The sequence below is a fragment of the Sphingopyxis sp. QXT-31 genome (assembly GCF_001984035.1).
Lineage (GTDB): Bacteria > Pseudomonadota > Alphaproteobacteria > Sphingomonadales > Sphingomonadaceae > Sphingopyxis.
This window is the reverse complement of record NZ_CP019449.1, coordinates 1993422-2018153: the sequence shown is the minus strand read 5'-3', so window position 1 is coordinate 2018153 and position 24732 is coordinate 1993422. Positions and strand designations below refer to the sequence as shown.

The window sequence follows — 24732 nt, the reverse complement described above, 5'->3', positions numbered from 1 at the left end:
CCCGTGCCGACCGGCGTCTCAGTCGCCAAGGTCGACCTGATGCGCCTTGGCCCAATCTTCATATTGGGCACGGGGATTGGCCGAAGGCTGCGCGAGGATCGACGGGCTGTCGCGGCGGAGGGCGGCGAGGTCGAGCGAGCGGATCATCGCCTTTACCGGGCCAACGCCAGCGGGGGTGATCGACAGGCGTTCGATGCCGATGCCGAGCAGCGCCATGGCTTCCAGCGGGCGCCCGCCCATCTCGCCGCAGACGCCGAGCGTCACCTTCGATCCCGCGACGGTCTTCACCACGCGCGACAGGAAACGCATCACCGTCGGTGACAGCCAGTCGTAGCGCTCGGCGAGCCGCGGGTGCGCGCGGTCGGCGGCGAACAGAAATTGCGTCAGATCGTTGGTGCCGATCGACAGGAAGTCGAGGTGCGGCAGCATCAGGTCGAGCGTCTCTGCCAGCCCCGGCACTTCGAGCATCGCGCCATAACGGATCGCCGCGGGCAATTTCTTGTTGTGGCTCGCGAGCCAAGCGCGCTGGCGGACGAAGATGTCGCGCGCGGCCTCATATTCCCACGGCTCCGAGACCATCGGGAACATCACGTTGAGCGTCCGCCCCGCCGCGGCTTCCATCAACGCGCGCGCCTGCACCTTGAGCAGTCCGTCGCGTTCGAGCGCGAGGCGCAGCGCACGCCAGCCCATCGCCGGATTTTCCTCCAGCATGGTGTCGGTGTTCATATAGGGCAGCGCCTTGTCGCCCCCGATGTCGACCGTGCGAAAGATCACCGGCCGGTCGCCCGCGGCGTCGAGCACGTCGCGATAGAGGCGCTGCTGGCGATCGCGCGACGGCAGCGTCGCCGACACCAGGAACTGGAATTCGGTGCGGAACAGTCCGATGCCGCGCGCGCCGGTCAGGTCGAGCGCGGCGATATCCTCGCGCAGCCCGGCATTGATCATCAGGTCGATCGGTACGCCGTCCTTCGTGACCGCGGGCAGGTCGCGCAGCGACGCGAGATTGGCGCGCCGCTTCTGCGAGATGACCAGCTTGCCGTCGAACGCGTCCTGCAGCGCCTGCGTCGGGCGAACTTGGACAGTACCCGCGCTGGTATCGAGCAGCAGCAGGTCGCCCTCGCGGATCGACGTGCGGACGTCGCGGACGCGGCCGAGCACGGGGACCCCCATCGCGCGCGCGACGATGATCACGTGCGCGGTCAATGACCCTTCCTCGAGCACCACACCCTTCAGCCGCCGCTTGTCATATTCGAGCAGTTCGGCTGGGCCCAGATTGCGCGCGATCAGGATCGAGTCCTGCCTGAGCCCCATCTGCGCGGCGGTGCCCATCTGTCCCGACACGATGCGCAGCAGCCGGTTCGACAGATCCTCGAGATCGTGCATGCGGTCGCGCAGCAGCGGGTCGTCGATCTGGCGCATGCGCATGCGGGTGCGCTGCTGGACGCGCTCGATCGCCGCCTCGGCGGTGAGGCCGCTGTCGATCGCCTCGTTGATGCGCCGCGACCAGCCCTCGTCATAGGCGAACATCTTGTAGGTCTCGATGACCTCGTCATGCTCGCCGCCGACGCCGAAATCGGCCTGGCTGGCCATGCGGTCGATCTGCTCGCGCATCTTGTCGAAGGCGGCATAGACGCGGTGGCGCTCGGCCTCGATATCCTCGGCGACCGTATGTTCGATGGTGATGCGCGGCTGGTGATAGACCGCAACCCCCGATCCCATGCCGTCGACCAGTTTCTGCCCCGTCAGCCGCTGCGCCGACTGGTCGGCGGCGGCGGCATCGGTGCGCGCGGCGGTATCGACCAGCTCGGCGTTCGCGATCAGTTCGGACAGCACCATCGCGACGGTCTGCAGCGTCTCGATCTCGATATCGTCGTAGCGGCGCGGCTCGGCGTGCTGGACGCAGAGCACGCCGACCGCGCGCTCGCGGCGGATGATGGGAACGCCGGCGAAACTGTGGAACAATTCCTCGCCCGTTTCAGGGCGATAGGAGAAGTCGGGGTGCGCCGCGGCCTCGTCGAGGTTCAGCGTCTCGATCTGCTCGGCGATCATGCCCACCAGGCCCTCGCCAAGCCCGAGCCGCGTGACGTGCACCGCCTCCTGCTTCAGCCCGCGCGTCGCGAAAAGCTCGAGCGCGCCCTCGCGCAGCAGATAGATCGAGCAGACCTCGCTATCGAGGCATTCGCCGATAATGCCGACGACCTGGTTGAGCTTGCCCTGCGCGTGCGTGCGCGCAGCCATCACCTCGTGCAGCCGCGTCAGGATCGTGCGCGCCGACTGGGCGGCGGTCGAGGGCGGGAGCGGGGCGTTGGTCATGTCCCGCCACTGCTAACAGATGCTGCACGCCCCCGCCAAGGGGAGCATGCAATATTTCCTGTCGGGTCAGCCTGCCGGGGCGGGCGAGGGCGTCGTCGTCGGCGTCGCGGGGCCATAGACCGTGGTCGGCGACGTCGTCGTCGTGGGGGCATAAAGGACGCCAGGGTTCGTCGTCAGCGGCGCCGGGGCGGTCATGATCGGCGGCGGCGGCGCATATTTTGCATCCCATGCCGCGGCCTCGACCTGGTAGCGGGCATAGGCCTCGTAGAAATCGAGGAAGGGCTGGTCGAGCCGCGCGAGATGACCGGGGGCCTGCGTCACCACCTCGGCCGCGGGGGTGGTTGAGACGAGCTGTGCCACTTCGTTGGCGCGGGCGCAAAAATCGCGCTGCGCGGGCGGCTGAGCGAAATAGTTGAACAGCTGGGTCGAGAGCTTGTCGCGCTCCTTGATGCCGCTGGTCTTGTTCTCCTTGCCGAGCTGCGTGATCACGCTTTTCTCGGTCGCCTTGATCGTCTTGCCGTGGTTCTTGATGATCGCGTTATAGGCCGAGACCAGCGTCGCTTCCTCGAGCCCGCGGCAGCCGATGGCGGCGACGTTGAGCGCGATCTTCATCTGCCAGAAGGCGCGGTCGCCGGTGATGGCGGTGTTGGCGGTATAGAAGCGTCCGTCGACCCCGCGACCGGGCAGGATCTGCGTCGTCGCAGCATTGCCCGGGGGCAGCGGCCGCGGCGGCACGATGATCACCACCGGCGCGGGCGGCGGCGGCGGGGGAGGCGGCGGAGGCGGCGGTGGGGGGGCGCAGGCGGCGACGCTCGCAAACAGCCCGACGACGATGATTTTACGCAACAAATTCATGGCTTCACTCCCCAGCCGCATAAGCATGCGGCGTCAACCCCGCGCGTGCAAGGCCGCTTCGGCCTGTTGCACCAGTGACGCGATAATATCCCCCACGGACTCTTCGGATGTTACCATACCCACCGATTGCCCTGCCATTAACGAGCCGTTCTCGACGTCGCCGTCGATCACCGCGCGGCGCAGCGCGCCGGCCCAATAATGTTCGATCTGCAACTGCGCCTCGATCATGTCGACGCTGCCGCCGTCGAGCAGGTTCGCGACCTCGCGCTGCTTGGCGGTGAATTCCTCCGTCCCGGCGTTCTTGAGCGCGCGGACGGGGATGACCGGCAGGCGCGGGTCGATCTGGACACTGGCGACCGCATCGCGCGCCGAGGCGCGGATGAAAGCTTTCTTGAAGTTGGGGTGCGCGATGCTCTCGGTCGCGCAGACGAAGCGCGTGCCGAGTTGGACGCCCGACGCGCCCATTTCGAGATAGCCGGCGATCGCCTCGCCGCGGCCGATGCCGCCGGCGACGAGCACCGGCACTTCGTCGGCAAGGGTCGGCAATATCTCCTGCGCGAGCACGCTGGTCGAAACCGGACCGATATGGCCGCCGGCCTCCATGCCCTCGATCACCAGCGCATCGACGCCCGAGCGGATCAGCTTCTTGCCCAGCGCCAGCGTCGGCGCGAAGCAGATCACCTTGGCGCCCGACGCCTTGATCGCCTCGAGGCTGCCCTTGGGCGGCAGGCCCCCGGCGAGCACGACATGGCCGACGCCATGTTTGGCACAGACGTCGATCAGATCGAACAATTGCGGGTGCATCGTGATCAGATTGACCCCGAAGGGCCGCGCCGCGAGCGCCTTGGTCGCGGCGATTTCGGCATCGAGCAATTCGGGCGTCATCGCGCCGCACGCGATCACCCCGAAGCCGCCCGCATTGCTGATCGCGCTGACCAGGTTCCGCTCCGAAACCCAGCTCATCGCACCGCATAAAATCGCGTAGTCGCTACCCAGAAGCGCGGTTCCGCGCGCCATCAGATCGTTAATTTTTGTCATCGCGCCTGCCTTTGCCAGCCCAGCGACTCGGGCGCAATCCCTAGCGTCCAGTGCCCTGCAAATGCTGCGGGACGGCAAAGTCTCGCTTGGGCGCACGAACCGAACCTTTCGGCGCAGAAAGCAAATCAATCATTGTCAACCAAATCACTTGGCATATGCTTGCGGCCGAATCGAACCAGGGAAAGGGAAACAATGTCCGCTTCATCCGATCAGGCCGGTGGCCAGCGCGAGGCTGTGCCGCGCGCGGTGCAGACGGTGCTGGACGCGCTTGAGAAACTGCGCTTCGGCGCGATCCAGCTGACCGTCCACGAGGGCAAGCTGGTGCAGGTCGATATCACCGAGCGCCACCGCTACCCCAACTGATTTTCAGGCTCCCAAGCCGGGGGAATGCCTCCCCCAGAATGCCGCAGACCGGACCTCCGGATGTGGCAATTTTCGTGCATCTTCGAAGCAACAGGAAATTGCCATGACCTCGAAATACCCATCGATACGCCGCCGTGCACAAGCCTCGGCCCTCACAATCTCCTTCCTTCTTGCGTTCGGCGCGACGTCGGCCGCGGCCGAAGAGACGACGGAAGACGCCACCGTTGCGGCGACGACGGCCGCAACGGCCGCCCAGGCCGAAGACGACGACGTCAGCCGCGGCGACATCATCATCGTCACCGCGCGCCGCCGTCAGGAAACGGCACAGGAAGTGCCGGTCGCGATCTCGGTCATCAGGGGCGATTCGATCGAGGCGACGGGCAATTTCAACGTCGTGAAGCTGCAGCAGCTCGCTCCCACGCTGCAGGTCTATACCACCAACCCGCGCAACACGTCGGTCAACATCCGCGGCCTGGGCGTGCCTTACGGCCTTACCAGCGACGGGTTCGAGCAGGGCGTCGGCATCTATGTCGACGACGTCTATAATTCGCGCGTCGCCGCCGCGACCTTCGACTTCCTCGACGTTGACCAGGTCGAGGTGCTGCGCGGGCCGCAGGGCACGCTCTATGGCAAGAATACCACCGCGGGCGCGATCAACATCACGACCAACCAGCCGACCTTCGATTTCGAGGGGCGGGCGGAGGTGACTGTCGGCAATCTCAATTTCAAGCAGGCCAAGGCCGCGGTCTCGGGCCCGCTCACCGACAAGATCGCGGCGCGCATCGCGGTTGCGGCGACCAGCCGCCGCGGCACGCTGTTCAATGTGCGGACCGATCGCTGGATCAACGAGCAGGACAATCTCGGCCTGCGCGGCCAATTGCTGTTCCAGCCGAACGAAGATCTCAGCATCACGCTGTCGGGCGATTACAGCAAGCAGGATCCGGAGTGTTGCGGCACCGCCTTCGTGCGTGTCGGCACGACGCAGCGCGCGCTCAACCGCCAATATGATGCGGTCATCGCCCGGCTGCAGGCGGCCAATCCCAATTACAATTATATAGTGCCAAGCCGGAATGTTTACGACCGCCTAACCGATATCGATGCCAGCCTCAACGCGGGCAACAAGATTGGCGGCGCGTCGCTGCGCGTGAAATGGGATGTCGGCCCCGGTACCCTCACCTCGATCACCGCCTGGCGCTTCTGGGACTGGAAGCCCGAGAACGACCGCGATTTCACCGGCGCCTCGGTAGTCGCCAAGTCGCAAAACCCGTCGCAGCAGGATCAATATAGCCAAGAATTCCGCTATAATTACGAAGGCGACAAGATCGATTTCGTCGCTGGACTCTTTGCGTTCCGGCAGCGCATCGACACGCAGGGGACCGAGCAGCAGGGGATCGACGCCACGCGCTACAGCCTGGCGCCGTCGACCGATCCGAACAATGTCTATAACCGGCCCGAGGTGCTGAACGGCCTCACGGCCACCAACACGCAGTTCCTGAAATCCGACAGCGCGGCGCTCTATGGACAGGTCAGTTACAAGCTGACCCCCGAGCTGACCATTCAACCTGGTATCCGCATCAATTACGACAAGAAAGAAGGCTTTTACCAGCGTGTGGTGACAACCGGCGCAGGGCAGGTCATCGCCAGCTGCGCACCCAGCGCGACCGCGGGCAATGCCGTGCTGACGGCGCAATGCGGCGTCTATCAGCCGCAGCTGACGCAGCCGTCGGTCAGCGACTGGAATTTCAGCTACGACCTGAATATCAACTACAAGATCGCGCCGGACATTCTGGCTTATGCCACCTACGCCAAGAGCTTCAAGACGGTCGGGATCAATCAGAACGGCCTGCCGCTCGATACCAATAACCAGCCCGTGCTCAGCGCCAGCACGGTGAAGCCCGAATCGGTCAATCATTTCGAGATTGGTCTCAAGACGCAGTTCCTGAACCGGCTCGCGACGTTCAATCTTTCCGCTTATCGCACCGACATCAAGAATTTCCAGGTGACGGTGAACGGCGGCCAGTTCGGCACGGTTCGCGGCTATCTCGCCAATGCCGACAAGGTCCGGTCGCAGGGCATCGAGGCAGATTTCAAAATCCGTCCGAGCGATCGGTTCACGGCCTATGTCAACGGCGCCTATACCGACGCCAAATATGTCAAATTCTGCAACGCGCCGCCGCCTCCGGAATTGAGCGGCGGTTCGAGCACCGGCATCGTCGTGACAGGCCCCTGCACCTTCACGGGCACGCCGGGGCCAGCGGCAACACCCGGTTCCGTGAGCCCTCCCTTCGTCGACGTTTCCGGCGCCACTCTTCCCGGCGTTTCGAAATGGGCTTTTTCTTATGGTGCAGAGGCAAATCTGCCAGTCAATCTGTTGGCCAAAGAAGGCCAAATCTATTTCGGGGTCGACGGCAATTATCGGTCGCACTGGAATTCGAACGCCTCGCCCTCGATCTACACCGATGTGAAGGGTTATGCCCTGACCAACTTCCGCGTCGGTTTCCGCGGCGACGGGATCGACATCTTCGGCTGGGTTCGCAACGCCTTCGACGTGAATTACATCGAAACGCTGCAGGTCGCACCGGGCAACGTGGGCCTGATCGCCGGGCAGCCGGGCGATCCCAGGACCTGGGGCGGGACGGTCAAGGTCAGCTTCTAGTCTCCGTCTTTTGAGGGCAAAGAAAAGGGGCCGCTCCAGCCGGAGCGGCCCCTTTCTCGTGCAGCCTGTGCGTCAGCGCTGCTGCTTGTTTTCGTCGTCGCGATCCTGATCGGACCGCTGGCCGCCCTGCTGGCGGTCCTGGCCACCCTGCTGTTCCTGCTGCTGCTTGCGGCGTTCTTCCTCGTCGCGCTGCTGCTGCTCGTTGGGGTTCTGGTTAGCCACTTTCTCTCTCCTCGCGTCACGTCGGGGGCGCGTGACGAAAGGCCAACCCCTTGGAAGGGCAGGGCGTTGCCCCGTGAGGGCAGGCTTTCGCCGGGGCGTGGCGTCGCCGCGACCAACGTCATTTCATTGCGGCAACCGCTGAGCCTGTAATCGGTTCGTTCAATGACTGAGTTCAGCTTATTCGGTTATGGCGATGGAGGGGCGCGGCCTATCCTTTCCATCCCAAGGCGAAAGGATGACCCCATCGACTCGCGGCCTGCCCCTGTCGACGTACCTGCTGTGGCCACGCGCCACCGCGTCACGCGCCCGTCATCGCTCCGCGCCACATTCATCCTACAAAAAGCCCAACGAGGAGAGACTGCATGAACGACCAGACCCCCATCGACGCCGCCGGCGGCTGCCCGGTCAACCATGGCGGCGTACGCGCGCTGCTCGGCCGGACCAACAAGGATTGGTGGCCCGATATGCTGGCGACCGAAATCCTCAATCCCAACGGGTCGTCGAACCCGCTCGGCGACGATTTCGACTATGCCGCGGCGTTCAAGTCGCTTGATTATCAGGCGCTGAAGGATGACCTTACCGCGCTGATGACCGACAGCCAGCCTTGGTGGCCGGCCGACTATGGCCATTACGGCCCCTTCTTCATCCGCATGGCTTGGCACGCCGCGGGCACCTATCGCACCGCCGACGGCCGCGGCGGCGCCAACAGCGGGCAACAGCGCTTCGCGCCGCTCGACAGCTGGCCCGATAACGGCAACCTCGACAAGGCGCGCCGCCTGCTGTGGCCGATCAAGCAGAAATACGGCAACAAGATCAGCTGGGCCGACCTGTTCATCCTGACCGGAAACGTCGCGATCGAGAGCATGGGCGGGCCCGTCTTCGGCTTCGGCGGCGGCCGCGCCGACGTGTTCGAGCCCGAGCGCGACATCTATTGGGGCTCGGAAGACAAATGGGTCAATGAGGGCGTGCAGACCCGCATCGATCCGGACAACGGCTTCGAGGCGATCGAAGGGCCGCTGGCCGCGATCCAGATGGGGCTGATCTACGTCAATCCGGAGGGTCCGGGCGGCAATCCCGATCCGCTGCTGTCGGCGCGCGATATGAAGGAAACCTTCGAGCGCATGGCGATGAACCATGAGGAAACCGTCGCGCTGACCGCGGGCGGCCACACCTTCGGCAAGGCGCATGGCAATGGCGATGCTTCGCTGCTCGGCGCCGCACCCTCGGGCGGCGACCTCGCGGCGCAAGGCTTCGGCTGGGTCAGCAGCCACGAGAGCGGCGGCATCGGCGAGCACAGCGTCACCAGCGGCATCGAAGGGTCGTGGGTCAATACGCCGACCGAATGGTCCGAGAATTATTTCCGCCTGCTGCTCGATTATGATTATGAGCTCGTGCACTCGCCCGCCGGGGCGCAGCAGTGGCAGCCGATCAACCAGAAGCCGGAGGATATGGCCCCGGCGGCGTGGGATCCGACCGTCAAGGTTCCGACGATGATGACGACCGCCGACATGGCGCTGAAGATGGATCCCGAATTCCGCGCGGTCAGCGAGAAGTTCCGGAGCGATCATGAAGCGTTCAAGGACGCCTTCGCCCGCGCCTGGTTCAAGCTCTGCCACCGCGACATGGGTCCCAAGGTCCGCTACCTCGGCCCCGAAGTGCCGGCCGAAGACCTGATCTGGCAGGACCCCGTTCCTGCCGGCACCATGCCGTCGGACGCCGATGTCGCGGCGGTGAAGGCCGCGATTGCGGGTAGCGGCCTGACCGTCAGCCAGCTGATCAAGACCGCGTGGGCCTCGGCGAGCACTTTCCGCAAGTCCGATTTCCGCGGCGGTGCCAACGGCGCGCGCGTCCGGCTCGCCCCGCAGAAGGATTGGGAGGTCAACGAGCCGGCGATGCTCGCCAAGGTGCTCGATTCGCTCGACGGCCTGCGCGGCAATCTGTCGATGGCCGACGCGATCGTCCTCGGCGGTGTCGTGGGTCTCGAGAAGGCGATCAAGGATGCCGGCTTCAGCGTCGCGGTGCCCTTTACCGGCGGCCGCGGCGACGCAACGGCAGAGCAGACCGACGCCGACAGCTTCGCCGTGATGGAGCCCGAAGCCGACGCCTTCCGCAACTATGTCGGAAGCAAGAAGCTGGCGGTGAAGGTCGAGGAAATGATGCTCGACCGCGCCTCGCTGCTCGGCCTGTCGGTGCCCGAGATGACGGTGCTGATCGGCGGGCTGCGCGTGCTCGGCGCCAATCATGGCGAGCGCGGACACGGCCATTTCACCAAGCGGTCGGGCCAACTGACGAACGATTTCTTCGTCAACCTCTACGACATGACCAATGTCTGGAAGGCCGCGGGCGAGGGCGACGACGAATATGTCGCCACCGACCGCAAGGACGGCGGCGAGAAGTGGCGGGCGACGCGCGCCGACCTGATCTTCGGCTCCAACGCCGAACTCCGCGCCGTCGGCGAGGTCTATGCGCAGTCCGACAATGGCGAAAAATTCGTGAAGGACTTCGTCAAGGCCTGGACCAAGGTGATGAACGCCGACCGTTTCGACCTCGCCTGATCGGCTGACGCCGACCGGGTCGCAAGGACCCGCCCCCGGGGACATGGGCCCGGGGGCGGGTTTTTTGTGGGGCCTAAAGCGACAAAAGATACGCATATGTGCGTTCAGAATGTCTCCTTTGTCGCTTTAGCGATGCCCTCTTCGCGGAGCGCAGCGTGGACGACGGCAATGTCGGGGCCGCCGCTGACGTCGATCGCGCCGCCGCGCAGCACGCGTACGGTGGTGACCCCGTTGAGCGCGCGGTCCATTGCGATGCTGAACTGGTGCGTGCGGCCCATCGATATGGCGCGGTCCCACGCGGCGGCGAAGCTTGCCGCCTCGGCGCGTTCGCGGAGGCGATAGGCGGACGCGCGGCCCATGCCGACGGCGCGAGCGGCTTTGCCGACCGATCCCATCGCTTCGAGCGCGCGGATGAAATTGGCCTGGGTTTCGGGTGTCCAGCCGTCGGCGCGGTGCCGCTGCGCGGGGACGGGGGCGAAGGCGAGGCAGGTGTCCGCGAGTTGCGGGGCGGGCGAGTCGGTATGTTCCATCTGCCAGTTTGGAACATAGCGGGATATTTTAGGAAAGAAGTTTTTTGGGGAGCTGTGAAGCGACGGGTTTGGGGTGGTTAGCGGACGGTCCTCTATTTCCGTTCGTGTCGAGCGAAGTCGAGACACGCTTGGAAAGCGCCGGCCTTCACGTGTCTCGACTTCGCTCGACACGAACGGGTTTTATAGCGCGGTTTGTCCGCTTCCGCCCGAAAGCGGCTGTGCCGCCGCTAATGCGCGTCCTTCGGCGCCGGGCCGCGGATCGGCGGGGGTTTGCAGAAGGGGACCATCACCAGCGCGGCGAGGAAGAGATAGGCCATCAGGCGGAAGACGTCGTCGAAGGCGAGGGTCAGCGCCTCGCGGCCGACGATGCGGCCAAGGGTGCCCTCGGCCATCTGCTGCGCGAGCGCGGGGTCGGAGACGGTGCGGCCGATGTGCTTCGCGAGCTGCGCCGCGGCTTCGTTCGCGGCCTCGGCCGAACGGCCGAGCGCTTCGGATAGGCGGAGCATGTGGAGGCGGAGATTGTCGCCGAGCCAGGTGTTGACCAGCGCGATGCCGATCGCGCCGCCCAAATTGCGCATCAGGTTGAACAGGCCCGAGGCGTAGCGGAGCTCGGGTCCCTCGAAATTGCCGAGCGCGAGCCCAACCGAGGGCACGATGCACAGCATGATCGCAAAGCTGCGCACGACCTGCGGCCAGAAGAGCGCGGCGAAGCCCCATTCAGGGGTCATGAAGCTGAACATCCAGAGGCCCGTCGCGAAGAGGGTGAGCCCGAAGGTAATCACAATGCGCTGGTCGACCTTTTGCGACAGCGCCGCGGCGATAGGGACGCCGAGCAGTTGCGCGAGGCCCGAGACGAAGACCGTCGTGCCGATCTCCGACGCATTATAGCCCTGCACGCGGCCGAGGTAGATCGGCACCAGATAGGTGCTGGCGTAGAGGCCGAAGCCGATTACGAGGTTGAAGATGCAGGCGAAGACGAAGGTCGGCTTGCGGAAGGGGGAGAGCCGGACGATCGGCCCGTCCGAGCGGAACGAGCGTTCGAGGAAGAGGCCGAAGGCGACGAACGACACCCACGCGCCGATCGCGATCTCGGGCTCGCTGAACCAGTCGTGCTTGGGCCCTTCCTCGAGCACGAATTCGAGCCCCGCGAGGAACACCGCCATCGAAGCAAGGTGGACCCAGTCGATGCGGCGAAGCATCGGCAGATTCGGCTTGTCGATGCGGACGAGCGCGAGGATCGCGAGCGTCACCATCGCGCCGGGCAGCACGTTGATGAAAAAGACCCAGCGCCAGCCCATCGCATCGGTGATCCAGCCGCCGACCGTCGGCCCCAAGGTGGGCGCGAGCACCGACACCATGCCGAGGATCGCGGGGATCATCGCGCGCTGCTTGCCCTCGAACAGCATATAGCCCGTCGCGAACACCGTCGGGATCATCGCGCCGCCGACGAAGCCCTGCACCGCGCGGAACAGGATCATCGATTCGATGCTCCACGCGAGTCCGCAGAGGATGCTCGCGATGGTGAACAGCCCTGCCGACGCCGCGAACAGCCAGCGCGTCGAGAGCGCCTGAGCCAGAAACGCGGAAAAGGGGATCATGACGAGTTCGGCCATCAGATAAGCGGTCTGGACCCAGCTGATCTCGTCGGGCCCGGCGCTGAGCCCCGCCTGTACCTCGTTCAAGGACGCGGCGACGATCTGGATGTCGATCAGCGCCATGAACTGGCCGAACGCCATCACCGCGAAGATCAGATATTTCCGCGCATTCGTGAGGCTGGCGGGGTCGAAGGGCGCGTCGGGCATGGATGCCGCCTGGCCGGGGGAGAGGGGAATCGATGCCATCGGGCTTGTGTCCTGCAGTCTTTATATTATATCCATCATATAAAGGAGACCGCAAGTGCGCTATTCGAGCGAGCATAAGGCCGCGACCCGCGAGCGGGTGCTGAAGGAAGCCGCGAAAGAGATCCGCGCCAAGGGCCCCGACAATGTCGCGGTCGCGGGGATCATGGCGCGCGCGGGGCTGACCCACGGCGGTTTCTACGCCCATTTCCAATCCAAGGACGCACTGGTCGGCGAGGCGATCGGGACGATGTTCGCCGATGCGCGCGCGCGGTCGGCGAAGATCGACGCGGCGGGCGATCCACGCAGCGTATTGCGCGCCTATGTCGATTTCTATTTGTCGCAGGCGCATCGCGACAGCCGCGACCGGGGCTGTCCGTTGCCCACGCTGTCGGGCGATTTCGCGCGCTCCGAGCCCGCGACGCGCGAGCGTTTCGGCGCGGGCGTTGTCGGTATTGCTTCGCGGCTTGCGGGGCCGCTGGCGGCGTTGGGTTACGCCGATGCCGCGGGGGAATCCCACGCCTTGCTCGCGCAGCTCGTCGGCGGGGTCGCATTGGCGCGCGCGGTGGGCGATGCGGCGCTGTCGGACGCGATGCTTGCCGACACGCACGCCAGCATCGTCGCGCGCTATGGGTTGGAGGCGGCACAATGACGCTCGCCAAGGTACAGGGGCTGATCGCATCGGGCGGGCGCCCGCCGATCGGCGAAACGCTGGGGTTCCAGCTGGTCGATGCCGGCGACGGCTGGGCGGCGTTCGAGGGCGTGCCGGGGCCGCAGCATTATAATCCGATGGGAATCGTGCATGGCGGCTATGCCGCGACTTTGCTCGATTCGGCGTGCGGGATCGCGGTGGTGACCAAGCTCGCCGACGACCAGGCGATGACGACGCTCGAGCTCAAGACCAGCTACCTCAAGGCGATGACCGGCGAGACGGGCAAGGTGCGTGCCGAGGGGCGGGTGATCTCGATCGGGCGCCGCGTCGCCTATGTCGAGGCGAAGCTCACCGACGCGGCGGGGCGGCTCTATGCGACCGCGACCTCGACCCTGTTGGTGATCCAGCAATGAACGCGCAGACGGCGATCGCCGCCGACGCTCCCGTCGAAGCGCCTGCGAAGCGCCGCTTCGCGCTGCCGAAGAAGGCGTGGAAGGTGGGCCTGATCGCGCTCGCCGTCGCGGCTGTCGGTGTGTGGTGGCTTACTTCGCCGCGCACCGCGGAATCGACCGACAACGCCTATCTGCAGGCGGACTCAAGCAACGTCGCGCCCAAGGTCGGCGGGCTCGTCGCCGCGGTGCTGGTACGCGACAATCAGGCGGTGAAGGCAGGCGATCCGCTCGTGCGCATCGACGCCGAGGATTATGATGCGCGGCTGCAGGCCGCCGAGGCGGCGGTCGCCGACGCCGATGCCGGGGTCGCGACCGCGCGGGCGGCGCTCGCCGCGCTCGGCGCCGACGAGCGGCTCGCCGCGGCACAGATCCGCGCGGTGGGGACGGAGATCGCCGCGGCCGATGCGGAGTCGGTGCGCGCGGCGGCCGACCTCAAGCGCTACGACACCTTGCTCGTCGATGGTTTCGTGACGCGGCGCGACGCCGACCAGGTGCGCGCGACTGCGGTCGGCGCGGCGTCGGCGGCGCGGCGCTCGCGCGCCGATTGGGGGGCGAGCTACGAACAGGCCGCGGTGACGCGCGCGCGGCGGCCGGTGCTGCTGGCTGAGGTGCAAGCGGCCGAGGCCGAGGCGTTGAAGGCGCGTGCGGCGCTGGCGCTCGCTAGGCAGGACCGCGGGCATACCGTCGTGCGGGCGCCGATCGCCGGGGTTGTCGGAAACCGGCAGGTGCAGGTCGGCGACTTCGTCCAGCCGGGCACGCGGCTGCTGTCGGTTGTGCCGGTGCGGGCGATCTATGTGGTCGCCAATTTCAAGGAAACGCAGACGCACGCGATGCGGCCGGGACAGAAGGCCGAAGTCTATGTCGATGCGCTTGGCGAGACGCTGGCGGGCACGGTCGACAGCCTCGCGCCGGGGTCGGGGAGCGAGTTCACCCTGCTGCCCTTCGAGCCCGGGTCGGGCAATTTCACCAAGATCGTCCAGCGCGTCGGCGTGCGAATCCGGCTCGATCCGGGGCAGGCGGCGCTGGCACAGCTGCGTCCCGGCCTGTCGGTGACCGCGAAGGTACGGCTGCGTAATTGAGGCTCGGTTCGCCGCGCGCCGGCTGCGGTTAATCCCCGCCAATGTTAACAATGTAAATTTCTGCTTGACCCGGGTGCGATTCGCATGCAATGTTTACGACGGTAACATTGAGTCCCTGAAAGGACGATCATGCGCACACTGCTCTATGCGCTCGGCCCGATGCTGTTCGATTCGCTCGGTATCATCACCTTCGCCGTCCTGCTCGCCGCGGGCGCAGGCATCGTTCCCGCGGTCGTTGCCGGTACGCTCGTCGCCGTCGCGGTGGTCGGATACGCGCTTGCGCGCGGGCACCAGGCCGCGGCGCTGCAGTGGATCAGCCTCGCCTCGGTGCTGTTCACGGCCGCGGCGACCTTGCTGACCGGCGACCCGCGCTTCGTGATGGCGAAGCCGACCGTGGTCTATCTGATCGTCGGCACGGTGATGCTGCGCAAGGGCTGGCTCAGCCGTTAAATCCTGCCCGAGCAGATGGCACTGGTCGGCGATGTCATGGACCGCTTCGGCCAGATCTGGGCGGCGCTGATGTTCGCGAGCGCGGGGCTCAACCTGGTGATCGCGCTCTTCTTCACCCAGTGGTGGCCGCTGTTCATCGGCGTGTTTCCGCTGGCTTCGAAATTCGGGCTGTTCGCGATCCATATCGCGGTGGTGCATTTCATCGGCCAGGCGCGGTTGCGCCGCCAAGAGACCGATATCGGCGCGGCGCCTGTGGTCACGCCGTCCTGATCGCTGCTACGGGTCGGGGATGGATTTCAGAGCGAAGATCGCGCTTAGAGGCATTAATCCCTATGTGCCGGTGAGCGGCGCGCGGGCGGAGCGGATCAAGGCTGGCTGGAAAAAGCCGATGCCCGTGCTGGTCCAAGTCAACGGCCAGCCCGACCAGGCGCGGCGCGTCAATATGATGCCGGCGGGCGACGGCAGCTTCTATCTCTATCTCGACGGCGTGGTGCGCAAGGCGTCGGGCACCGACGTGGGCGACATGGTCGCGGTGTCGGTCGTGTTCGATGCGGCGTATCGGGGCGGTCCGCAGCACGACATGCTGCCAGAATTCGCGGCGCGCCTTGACGCCGATCCGTCGATCAAAGCCCGATGGGACGGCCTATCGCCCAGCCTGCAGAAAGAGATATTGCGCTATCTCGCCAATCTGAAATCGGACGCGGCGCGGCAGCGCAATATCGAGCGCGCCGTCGCCGTGCTCGGCGGCGCGAAGGAACGGTTCCTGGCGCGCGACTGGAACTGAACGCCCGCGGAACCTTGGGCTTATTCGGCGTCGAGCCCGTAGGCCGTGTGCAGCACGCGCACCGCGAGTTCGGTCTCGTCCTCGTCGATCAGCACGCTGACCTTGATCTCGCTGGTCGAAATCGCCTGGATGTTGATGCCGCGGTCGGCGAGCGCGCGGAACATGGTGCTCGCAACGCCCGCATGGCTCTTCATGCCGACGCCGACGACGCTGATCTTGGCGATCTTGTCGTCGCTGATGATGCGGTTGAAGCCGATCTTGTCCTTCGCGCCTTCGAGCAGGTCGATCGAGCGGAGCAAGTCGGTGCCGGGGACGGTGAAGGTCACGTCGGTCTCGCCCTTTTCGCGGCCGACGTTCTGGATGATCATGTCGACGTTGATCCCGGCGGAGGCGAGCGGGCCGAAGATGTTCGCCACCGCGCCCGGCTTGTCGGGCACGCGGGTGACGATGATCTTCGCTTCATTCTTGTCGTGGGCGATGCCGGTGATCAGCTGCCGTTCCATCTGATGTTCCTCTATTTCCTCGTCGCTGACGATCATCGTGCCTTTTTTGGGCGCTTCGTCGCCCTCGACGAAGCTGGAGAGCACCTGCACGCGCACACCCTCTTTCATCGCGAGGCCGACCGAGCGCGTCTGGAGCACCTTGGCGCCGACGCTCGCGAGTTCGAGCATTTCCTCATAGGTGACATAGTCGAGCTTGCGCGCGCGCGCGACGATGCGCGGGTCGGTGGTGTAGACGCCGTCGACGTCGGTGTAGATGTCGCAGCGGTCGGCCTTGAGCGCCGCCGCCACGGCAACGGCGCTGGTGTCCGAGCCGCCGCGGCCCAATGTCGAGACGCGGCCGTCGTCCATCATGCCCTGGAAGCCGGGAATGACCGCGACCTCGCCCTTCGCCATCGCGGCGCCGAGCGCGCCGGTGTCGATGTCGGCGATCCGCGCGCGCGCGTGGGCCTCCTCGGTGCGGATCGGGAGCTGCCAGCCGAGCCAGCTGCGCGCCGGGGTGCCCATGGCCTGCAGCGTGAGCGCGAGCAGGCCCGACGTCACCTGTTCGCCGGCCGCGACGACGACGTCATATTCGGCGGGATCGTAGCGCGGGTTCGCCTCGCGGCAGAAATTGACGAGGCGGTCGGTCTCGCCCGCCATCGCCGCGACGACCACCGCGACCTCGTTGCCCTGCGCGACTTCGCGTGCGACGAGCTTCGCCACGGTGCGAATTCGTTCGGTGCCCGCCATCGACGTGCCCCCGAATTTCATCACGATCCGCGCCATCTCGCCCCGCTTTCAAGAAACTGGTTTCTGCCGCAACATTCGTGCAATTCCGCGGCGCTCGGCTGTTACGGAAGGGGGCGGGGGAAGGCAAGACCGGCATCGTATGCGGCGGATAGAATTTCTTGCACCTATGATGCCGCAGTGCCACATCGCGGGGCATGAGCACAGCGACGATCAACCCCAACGAAGCCGCGCATTTCGGCGCGCTCGCCGCCGACTGGTGGGATCCGCACGGCTCCTCGGCGATGCTGCACAAGCTCAATCCGGTGCGGCTGGCCTATATCCGCGGGCAGATCGATGCGCATTGGCATAGCGATACGCGCGAACGCCGCCCGCTCACCGGCAAAAGCGCGCTCGACGTCGGCTGCGGCGCGGGGCTGCTCGCCGAGCCGCTGGCGCGGATGGGCGCGGCGGTGACCGGGGTTGATGCGGCGCCCGAGAATATCGCGGCGGCGCGTGAGCATGCGGCGGGGCAGGGGCTGGCGATTTATTACTTCGCTGGAGAGTTGGCCGACCTCCCAAATCCGTTCGTGTCGAGCGAAGTCGAGACACGCCTGGCGAGCGCCGGCCTTCCGGGTGTCTCGACTGCGCTCGACACGAGCGGGGAAGGGAAGGGGCAATTCGATCTCGTTACCTCGATGGAAGTGGTCGAGCATGTCACCGACCCCGCAGCCTTTATTGGCGAACTTGCGGCGCGGCTCGCGCCCGGCGGGCTGATGATCCTGTCGACGCCGAACCGCACGGCCTTGTCGAAGCTGTTGCTCGTCGAGGCGGCCGAGCGTGTCGGGGCGGTGCCGCGGGGCACGCACGACTGGGACCAGTTTCTGAAGCCCGAGGAATTGACGAAGCTGATCGAGGAGGCGGGACTTGAGGTTTTCGATCGCACGGGCCTGTCGCCGTCGGCCGCCAAGGGATTCAAGCTCGGCGGCAGCGAGGCACTGAACTATCTGGTCGCCGCGCGGTGGCCGGGATGAGCCGCGATCCGCGCGTCGATGCCTATATCGCCGCGCGGCAGCCCTTTGCGCAGCCGATCCTGACCCATTTGCGCGAACTGGTGCACCAGCATGCGCCGGGGGCGGAAGAGACGCTGAAATGGGGCGTGCCGCATTTCGTGCTGCACGGCCAGAATCTCGCCGGCATGGCGGCGTTCAAGGAGCATGCCACCTTCGGCTTCTGGCGCGACGAGGAGGTCACCGGCTCGCCGCGTGACACCGGCGCGATGGGGAGCATGGGGCGGCTCGCGACGCTGGCCGATCTGCCCGGCGACAAGCAGATGGCGGCATGGATCGCCAAGGCAGCGGTGCTGTGCGACGAGGGCAAGCCCAAGCGGCCGAAAGCCGAGCCGAAGGCGGCGCTGGACTTGCCGGGCGATCTCGGCGCCGCGCTGAGCGCCCATGCCGCGGCGCAGGGGTATTGGGATGCCTTCTCGCCCGGCAAGCGCCGCGACTATATCGAATGGGTGCTTGAGGCGAAGCGCGAGCAAACGCGCGCCAAGCGCATCGAGACGATCGTCGCGCAGGTTGCCGAGGGCAAAGATCGCAACTGGAAATATAAGGGCTGCTGAGCCCCCAAACCCGTTCGCCCTGAGCTTGTCGAAGGGCCGTACTTTCTTTCAACGCCACAAGAAGAACGATGCTTCGACAAGCTCAGCACGAACGGAGTGGGGGATTGGTCCGCTCCGCTAAAAATCCACGTCCTCATAATATTTCGGCGGGGTCACGATTTCCATCCGTTCGGCCAGCAGCGGTCGAAAGCTCGGCCGCGACTTGAGCCCCGAATACCATCCTTTCGTCTGCTCGTGCCCGGTCCAGTCGATGCCGCCGAGATAGTCGGCGACCGAGATATGCGCCGCGGCGGCGAGGTCGGCGAGGCTCATCGTCGCGCCGGCGAGCCAGGTGCGGTGGTCGATGAGGTAGTCGATATAGTCGAGATGCTGGTTCGCGGCCTTCATCGCCTCGCGCAGCGCGCCGCCGTCGGGGGGCTGGCGGTGGACGATGCGTTTCTGCATCCGCTCGAACAGCAGGGGCCCGGTGACTTCATAATAGAAGTCGTGGTCGAACCAGGCGGTGAGACGGCGGATTTCGGCGCGATTGGCGGCGGTGCCGTTGATCATCGCCTTGCCCTCGACCGTCTCCTCGAAATATTCGCAGATCGCGGCGCTGTCGATCAGCACCTGGCCGCGCGCGCTGTCGACCATCACCGGGGTGCGCCCGGCGGGGTTCAGGTCGACGAATTCGTCGCGGCGCTCCCACGGCGATTCGCGCACCAGTTCGTAACCGACGCCCTTTTCACCGAGCAGCAGGCGGACCTTGCGCGAGAAGGGGCAGAGCGGAAATTGGTAAAGTTGCCACATATGGCGGGCATAGCGGCAGCGGGGCGCCGCGCGCAACGCCTATGGCGCGATGCGGCGGAGAGACTGTGGATCAGCGGCGCGCGGCGTCGCGTTCGCGCTCCCACTGCGCCGCCATGTCGCGCGCCATCTCCTTGAGCACGGGCGCATAAGCCGCCGCGGCGGTCGCAAGATGGCCCGCCATGCGAGAGGTCGCGCGCACGTCGCCGCCGAGGCGGCGGCCATAGTCGGGATCGGTGCCGGTGACTTCGCCCAAGGTGGCGTCGGGCGGAATATAAGCGGCATCGGATTCGGGATCGACGCGCGCGATCGCCTCGGCGAGCGGGCCGATATTGGTGCGCATCAGCGCGTCGACGAGCGCGGTGACGGTGCTCGCCATGCGGTCGCTTTCGACCGGGTCGGTCAGCGCCTCGGCGGCGTCGCGCACGTCGGCGGCCTGCGCCGGAATCGGCGCGGCGATGGCGAGGAGGGGGAGCATTGCGAGGGTCCAGCGGCGCATGGCATCTTCCTTGTTGCGGCGATGACACGGGGTCGATCAAGCTGGCTTGTCTAGGGGACGCGGGCTTTCGCTGGGCTGAACGTGAGGGTGGGATGCGGCGGGGCGACGCGCTGGCGGGGCGAGACGATCCTCCCCTTGGCGTAGCCATGGGGAGGTGGCAGCGCGAAGCGCTGACGGAGGGGTAACAACGCCGACGTAAAACCCCTCCACCACCGCCTGCGGCGGCGGTCCCCCTCCCCAAGGCTGCGCGATGGGAAGGATCTTTAGGGTCTATTCCGCCGCCACCTCTGCGATTTCGGCATCGGTCAGCGGGTATTCCAGCCGCGACAGCATTTCCTTCGGGCACACCTGCCAGAACTCGCCGACGCGGCGGTCCCAGTCGGCGAGGATTTCGGCCGACCATTTGCTGCCCGTCGCGCGCGCATGATCCTCGACCAGCGCTTTCAGCACGGCTTCCCAGTGGGCGCTCTCGATGCGCTGCCAGACGATCGATTCGCCATTGGCGCGGCGTTCGAAGCTGGCGTCGCCGTCGAGCACGAAGGCCATGCCGCCGGTCATGCCCGCGCCGAAGTTCGAGCCGACCGCGCCGAGGATCACCGCGATGCCGCCGGTCATATACTCGAGGCCGTTGGCGCCGCAGCCCTCGACCACGACCTGGGCGCCCGAGTTGCGCACCGCGAAGCGCTCGCCCGCCTGGCCCGCGGCGAGCAAGGTGCCCGCGGTCGCGCCGTAGAGAACGGTGTTACCGACGATCGTGTTGTGCTGGCTGACCAGCGGGCTCGACACCGTCGGGCGCACGACGATGCGGCCGCCCGACAGGCCCTTGCCGACATAGTCGTTGGCGTCGCCGAAGACTTCGAGCGTGATGCCCTGACAGAGGAAGGCGCCCAAGGACTGGCCCGCGGTGCCGCGGAGGCGGACCTGGACATGGTCGTCGGCGAGGCCCTTCATGCCGAAGCGCGCGGTGACCTCGGCCGACAGGCGGGTGCCGACGGCGCGGTGGGTGTTGCGGACGTTGTAGGTGAGTTGCATGCGCTCGCCGCGCTCGAATAGGGGCTTGGCGTCGTTCAGGATCTGCGCGTCGAGGCTGTCGGGCACGGGGTTGCGGAAATGCGGACCCTGCGAACGACGCTGCTCGTCGGGGGCATCGACTTTGGCGAGGATCGGGTTCAAATCGAGGTCGTCGAGATGCTCGGCGCCGCGGCTGACCTGGCGGAGCAGCTCGGTGCGGCCGATCACCTCGTCGAGGCTGCGGCAGCCGAGCTTGGCGAGGATTTCGCGCACTTCCTCGGCGATGAAGGTCATCAGGTTGATGACCTTCTCCGGCGAGCCCGTGAACTTGGCGCGCATCTTCTCGTCCTGCGTGCAGACGCCGACGGGGCAGGTGTTGCTGTGGCACTGGCGCACCATGATGCAGCCCATCGCGACGAGGCTGAGTGTGCCGATACCATATTCCTCTGCGCCGAGGATCGCGGCGATCACGATGTCGCGCCCGGTCTTGAGCCCGCCGTCGGTGCGCAGACGAATACGGTGGCGGAGGCCGTTGAGGGTAAGGACCTGATTGACTTCGGACAGGCCCATTTCCCACGGCGTGCCAGCATATTTGACGCTGGTCTGGGGCGAGGCGCCGGTGCCGCCGGTGTTGCCCGAGACGAGGATGACGTCGGCGTGCGCCTTGGCCACCCCCGCAGCGACGGTGCCGATGCCCGCCGAGCTCACGAGCTTGACGCAGACGCGCGCCTTGGGATTGATCTGCTTGAGATCGTAGATCAGCTGCGCCAGATCCTCGATCGAATAGATGTCGTGGTGCGGCGGCGGCGAGATCAGCATCACGCCGGGGGTCGAGTGGCGCAGCCGCGCGATGAAATCGGTGACTTTAAATCCGGGCAATTGGCCGCCTTCGCCGGGCTTGGCGCCCTGCGCGACCTTGATCTCGATCTCGTCGCAGGCGCCGAGATATTCGGCGGTGACGCCGAAGCGGCCCGACGCGATCTGCTTGATGTTGCTGTTGGCGTTGTCGCCATTGGCGTAGGGCTGATAGCGTTCGCTCGCTTCGCCGCCTTCGCCGGAGACGGCCTTGGCGCCGATGCGGTTCATCGCGATCGCCAGCGTTTCGTGCGCCTCGGGCGAGAGCGCGCCGAGCGACATACCCGGGGTGACGAAGCGCTTGCGGATCTCGGTGATCGCCTCGACGCTGTCGAGCGCGACGCCGGTCGCAGGATAGTTGAACTCCATCAGGTCGCGCAGATAGACTGGCGGCAGGTCGGCGACGCCGCGCGCGAACTGCAGATAGGTCGAATAGCTGTCGGTCGCGACCGCGGTCTGCAACAGGTGCATCAGCTGCGCCGAATAGGCGTGCGTCTCGCCCCCCGCGCGCTGGCGATAGAAGCCGCCGATGGGGAGGGTGGTGACGCGCCTGTCGAACGCCGCTTCGTGCTTCTCGGTCGCGTTGATGAAGAGCGACTGATAACCCTCGCCCGAGATCTTCGCGGGCATGCCGGGAAAGAGGTCGTTGACGAGCGCGCGGCTCAACCCCACCGCCTCGAAATTATAGCCGCCGCGATAGGAGGAGATCACCGCGATCCCCATCTTGGCGAGGATCTTCAAGAGCCCGTCGTCGATCGCCTTGCGGAAGCGCTGGAGGCAGTCGGCCAGCGACAGCTCGCCGCCGAACAGCCCGCGCGTCCAGCGGTCGGCGATCGCCGCCTCGGAGAGGTAAGCGTGGACGGTGGTCGCGCCGACGCCGATCAGCACCGCGAAGGCATGGGTGTCGAGCACCTCGGCCGAGCGGACGTTAATCGAGGCATAGCTGCGCAGCCCCTTGCGCACGAGATGCGTGTGCACCGCGGCGGCGGCGAGCACCATCGCCATGCCGACGCGGCCTTCGCCGATACTCTGGTCGGTGAGGAACAATTCGCTGCGCCCGGCGCGCACCGCATCCTCGGCTTCCTTGCGCACGCGCGCGATCGCCTCGCGCAGCGTCGATGCGTCGCCGCCGGTGGGGAAGGTGCAGTCGATGTCGGCGACGGCATCTCCGAAATAGGCGCGCAGGCGGTCCCAGTCGTCGCCCACCAGCACCGGTGAATCGATCACCAGAACATGGTCGCTCTGCCCCTTTTCGTCGAGGATGTTCGCGAGGTTCGCGAAGCGCGTCTTGAGGCTCATCACATGCCGTTCGCGCAAGCTGTCGATCGGCGGGTTGGTGACCTGGCTGAAATTCTGACGGAAGAATTGCGCGACGTGGCGCGGCTTGTCCGAGATGACCGCGAGCGGGGTGTCATCGCCCATCGAGCCGACGGCTTCCTTGGCATCTTCGACCATCGGCGAGAGGATGAGTTCCATATCCTCCATCGTCAGGCCCGCGGCGACCTGGCGGCGGAGCAGCTCGCTACGCTCCCATTGCGGCAGGCTCGACTTCCCGCCCTTGGGCAGGTCGGCCATGGTGCGAAAGCCCTTCACCCGCGCCGAATAATCATGCGCGCCCGCGATCTTGTCCTTGATCGCGCGGTCGTCGTAGAGCTGGCCCTCGTCGAGATCGACCGCGATCATCTGGCCGGGGCCAAGGCGGCCCTTCTTGCGGATGCTCGCCTCGGGCAGCAGAACCATGCCGCTTTCGGAGCCGACGACGAGCAGATTGTCGGCGGTGAGCGTGTAGCGGAGCGGGCGGAGTGCGTTGCGGTCCATGCCCGCGACCGCCCAGCGGCCGTCGGTCATCGCGAGCGCGGCGGGGCCGTCCCACGGCTCCATGACGCTGGCGAGGTAGGAGTACATCGCCTTATGCGCCGGGGGCATGTCGTCGTCGGTGACCCACGCCTCGGGCACCAGGATCAGCTTCGCGGTCGGCGCGTCGCGGCCGGCGCGGCAGAGCGTCTCGAACACCGCGTCGAGCGCGGCGGTGTCCGACGCGCCCGCGGGGATCACCGGCTTGATGTCTTCCGAATGCTCGCCAAAGGCGAGGCCCGCCATCTTGATCTCGTGGCTCTTCATCCAGTTCTTGTTGCCGCGGATCGTGTTGATCTCGCCGTTGTGTGCGAGGGTGCGGAACGGCTGCGCCAGCCACCATTGCGGAAAGGTATTGGTCGAATAGCGCTGGTGGAAGATCGCGACGCGGCTCTCGAACAATTTGTTCGTAAGGTCGGGATAGAAATCGGCAAGGCTCTCCGCGAGGAACAGCCCCTTGTAGATGATCGAGCGCGCCGACAGGCTGCACACGTAAAAGTCAGCGATCTGCGCCGCGATCACCTTTTTCTCGATCCGGCGGCGGACGAGATAGAGGCGCTTTTCGAACTCGGCGAGCGACTGTTCGTCGGGCATCGGCCCGGCGATCATGATCTGCTCGATCTCGGGGCGCGTGCGCTGCGCCTTGTCGCCGACCACCGAGACGTCGACGGGAACCTGGCGCCAGCCATAGATGGTATAGCCCGCGTCGATGATCTCGGACTCGACGATCGTGCGGCAATGTTCCTGCGCGTCGAGGTCGGTGCGCGGCAGGAAGACCATGCCGACCGCGAGGCGGTTCGGGCGCACCTTGTGCCCCGATGCCGCGATCGCATCGTCGAAGAAGCGGACGGGCAGGTCGACATGGATGCCCGCCCCGTCGCCGGTCTTGCCGTCGGCATCGACCGCGCCGCGGTGCCAGACCGCGCGCAGCGCCTCGATCGCCGCCTCGACGACGCGGCGCGAGGCCTTGCCGTCGGTCGCGGCGACCATGCCGACGCCGCAGGCATCCGATTCCATGTCGGGGCGGTACATGCCCTCGGATTCGAGGCGCGCGTGATCGGGGGTGGGATAATGGGTCATTTTTGGAGTCCTGGCCGTGTGGCTTGTT

The 24732-nt window shown here is 66.2% G+C and carries 21 protein-coding genes; 11 read left to right on the top strand and 10 right to left on the bottom strand.

Annotated features, from left to right (window positions below):
• Positions 1-18 precede the first annotated feature (18 nt).
• The 3 genes from ptsP to BWQ93_RS09690 all read right to left on the bottom strand — a co-directional run bounded on the left by ptsP (position 19) and on the right by BWQ93_RS09690 (position 4206).
• Positions 19-2313 carry a phosphoenolpyruvate--protein phosphotransferase gene (gene ptsP, locus BWQ93_RS09700; RefSeq protein ID WP_077030365.1) on the bottom strand — a complete coding sequence of 765 codons (2295 nt, stop codon included), beginning with the start codon at positions 2311-2313 and terminating at the stop codon, positions 19-21.
• 66 nt (positions 2314-2379) lie between these two features.
• Complete coding sequence (locus BWQ93_RS09695; RefSeq protein ID WP_232314787.1) at positions 2380-3168, bottom strand: hypothetical protein; 789 nt, start codon at positions 3166-3168, stop codon at positions 2380-2382.
• Between the two features lie 33 nt (positions 3169-3201).
• Positions 3202-4206, bottom strand: coding sequence for an NAD(P)H-dependent flavin oxidoreductase (locus tag BWQ93_RS09690; protein ID WP_077030364.1), 1005 nt, complete (start codon positions 4204-4206; stop codon positions 3202-3204).
• Between the two features lie 192 nt (positions 4207-4398).
• On the opposite strand from BWQ93_RS09690, the gene BWQ93_RS09685 reads away from it, so the two are divergent.
• On the top strand, positions 4399-4569 hold the full coding sequence (locus BWQ93_RS09685; protein ID WP_077030363.1) for a YezD family protein: 171 nt from the start codon (positions 4399-4401) through the stop codon (positions 4567-4569).
• A gap of 103 nt (positions 4570-4672) precedes the next feature.
• Positions 4673-7225: a TonB-dependent receptor gene (locus tag BWQ93_RS09680; RefSeq protein WP_077030362.1), complete on the top strand. Its 2553-nt coding sequence runs from the start codon at positions 4673-4675 to the stop codon at positions 7223-7225.
• 72 nt (positions 7226-7297) lie between these two features.
• On the opposite strand, the gene BWQ93_RS20800 is transcribed toward BWQ93_RS09680, so the two are convergent.
• Positions 7298-7447 (bottom strand): hypothetical protein, encoded by a 150-nt coding sequence (locus BWQ93_RS20800; protein WP_156878196.1) that lies wholly within the window; start codon positions 7445-7447, stop codon positions 7298-7300.
• A 362-nt stretch (positions 7448-7809) separates the two neighbouring features.
• Here BWQ93_RS20800 and katG point away from each other — a divergent pair, with 362 nt between their 5' ends.
• Positions 7810-10002, top strand: a complete 2193-nt coding sequence (gene katG / locus BWQ93_RS09675) for a catalase/peroxidase HPI (RefSeq protein WP_077030361.1) — start codon at positions 7810-7812, stop codon at positions 10000-10002.
• Between the two features lie 104 nt (positions 10003-10106).
• Here the strand turns inward: katG and BWQ93_RS09670 are convergent, their stop codons facing one another.
• Both BWQ93_RS09670 and BWQ93_RS09665 read right to left on the bottom strand, forming a co-directional pair.
• Positions 10107-10532: a hypothetical protein gene (locus tag BWQ93_RS09670; RefSeq protein ID WP_077030360.1), complete on the bottom strand. Its 426-nt coding sequence runs from the start codon at positions 10530-10532 to the stop codon at positions 10107-10109.
• A gap of 227 nt (positions 10533-10759) precedes the next feature.
• Entirely contained in the window at positions 10760-12373 is a 1614-nt protein-coding gene (locus tag BWQ93_RS09665; RefSeq protein WP_232314786.1) for a DHA2 family efflux MFS transporter permease subunit, read from the bottom strand.
• A gap of 55 nt (positions 12374-12428) precedes the next feature.
• Here BWQ93_RS09665 and BWQ93_RS09660 point away from each other — a divergent pair, with 55 nt between their 5' ends.
• The 6 genes from BWQ93_RS09660 to BWQ93_RS09635 all read left to right on the top strand — a co-directional run bounded on the left by BWQ93_RS09660 (position 12429) and on the right by BWQ93_RS09635 (position 15787).
• A complete protein-coding gene (locus tag BWQ93_RS09660; RefSeq protein ID WP_077030358.1) occupies positions 12429-13022 on the top strand; it encodes a TetR/AcrR family transcriptional regulator in 594 nt (197 codons plus the stop codon).
• Entirely contained in the window at positions 13019-13435 is a 417-nt protein-coding gene (locus BWQ93_RS09655) for a PaaI family thioesterase (protein ID WP_077030357.1), read from the top strand. The genes BWQ93_RS09660 and BWQ93_RS09655 overlap by 4 nt, the downstream gene beginning before the upstream one ends.
• A complete protein-coding gene (locus BWQ93_RS09650; protein WP_077030356.1) occupies positions 13432-14553 on the top strand; it encodes an HlyD family secretion protein in 1122 nt (373 codons plus the stop codon). The genes BWQ93_RS09655 and BWQ93_RS09650 overlap by 4 nt, the downstream gene beginning before the upstream one ends.
• A gap of 129 nt (positions 14554-14682) precedes the next feature.
• The gene (locus BWQ93_RS21115) at positions 14683-15003 is read left to right on the top strand and encodes a septation protein IspZ (protein ID WP_077030355.1); all 321 of its coding nucleotides are present in this window, start codon (positions 14683-14685) and stop codon (positions 15001-15003) included.
• 15 nt (positions 15004-15018) lie between these two features.
• A complete protein-coding gene (locus BWQ93_RS21110; RefSeq protein ID WP_077030354.1) occupies positions 15019-15273 on the top strand; it encodes a hypothetical protein in 255 nt (84 codons plus the stop codon).
• A gap of 19 nt (positions 15274-15292) precedes the next feature.
• Positions 15293-15787: a YdeI/OmpD-associated family protein gene (locus tag BWQ93_RS09635; RefSeq protein WP_077030353.1), complete on the top strand. Its 495-nt coding sequence runs from the start codon at positions 15293-15295 to the stop codon at positions 15785-15787.
• A 20-nt stretch (positions 15788-15807) separates the two neighbouring features.
• Here BWQ93_RS09635 and BWQ93_RS09630 read toward each other — a convergent pair whose 3' ends face one another.
• Positions 15808-17055, bottom strand: a complete 1248-nt coding sequence (locus tag BWQ93_RS09630) for an aspartate kinase (protein ID WP_077030352.1) — start codon at positions 17053-17055, stop codon at positions 15808-15810.
• A 158-nt stretch (positions 17056-17213) separates the two neighbouring features.
• Between BWQ93_RS09630 and ubiG the strand changes: the two genes are divergently transcribed.
• Both ubiG and BWQ93_RS09620 read left to right on the top strand, forming a co-directional pair.
• Entirely contained in the window at positions 17214-18029 is an 816-nt protein-coding gene (gene ubiG, locus BWQ93_RS09625; protein ID WP_077030351.1) for a bifunctional 2-polyprenyl-6-hydroxyphenol methylase/3-demethylubiquinol 3-O-methyltransferase UbiG, read from the top strand.
• The gene (locus BWQ93_RS09620) at positions 18026-18619 is read left to right on the top strand and encodes a YdeI/OmpD-associated family protein (protein WP_077030350.1); all 594 of its coding nucleotides are present in this window, start codon (positions 18026-18028) and stop codon (positions 18617-18619) included. The genes ubiG and BWQ93_RS09620 overlap by 4 nt, the downstream gene beginning before the upstream one ends.
• A gap of 117 nt (positions 18620-18736) precedes the next feature.
• Here BWQ93_RS09620 and BWQ93_RS09615 read toward each other — a convergent pair whose 3' ends face one another.
• The 3 genes from BWQ93_RS09615 to gltB all read right to left on the bottom strand — a co-directional run bounded on the left by BWQ93_RS09615 (position 18737) and on the right by gltB (position 24704).
• Positions 18737-19408, bottom strand: coding sequence for a glutathione S-transferase family protein (locus BWQ93_RS09615; protein ID WP_058807465.1), 672 nt, complete (start codon positions 19406-19408; stop codon positions 18737-18739).
• 70 nt (positions 19409-19478) lie between these two features.
• On the bottom strand, positions 19479-19904 hold the full coding sequence (locus tag BWQ93_RS09610) for a hypothetical protein (protein WP_077030349.1): 426 nt from the start codon (positions 19902-19904) through the stop codon (positions 19479-19481).
• A gap of 270 nt (positions 19905-20174) precedes the next feature.
• Positions 20175-24704: a glutamate synthase large subunit gene (gene gltB, locus BWQ93_RS09605; RefSeq protein ID WP_077030348.1), complete on the bottom strand. Its 4530-nt coding sequence runs from the start codon at positions 24702-24704 to the stop codon at positions 20175-20177.
• Positions 24705-24732 lie beyond the last annotated feature (28 nt).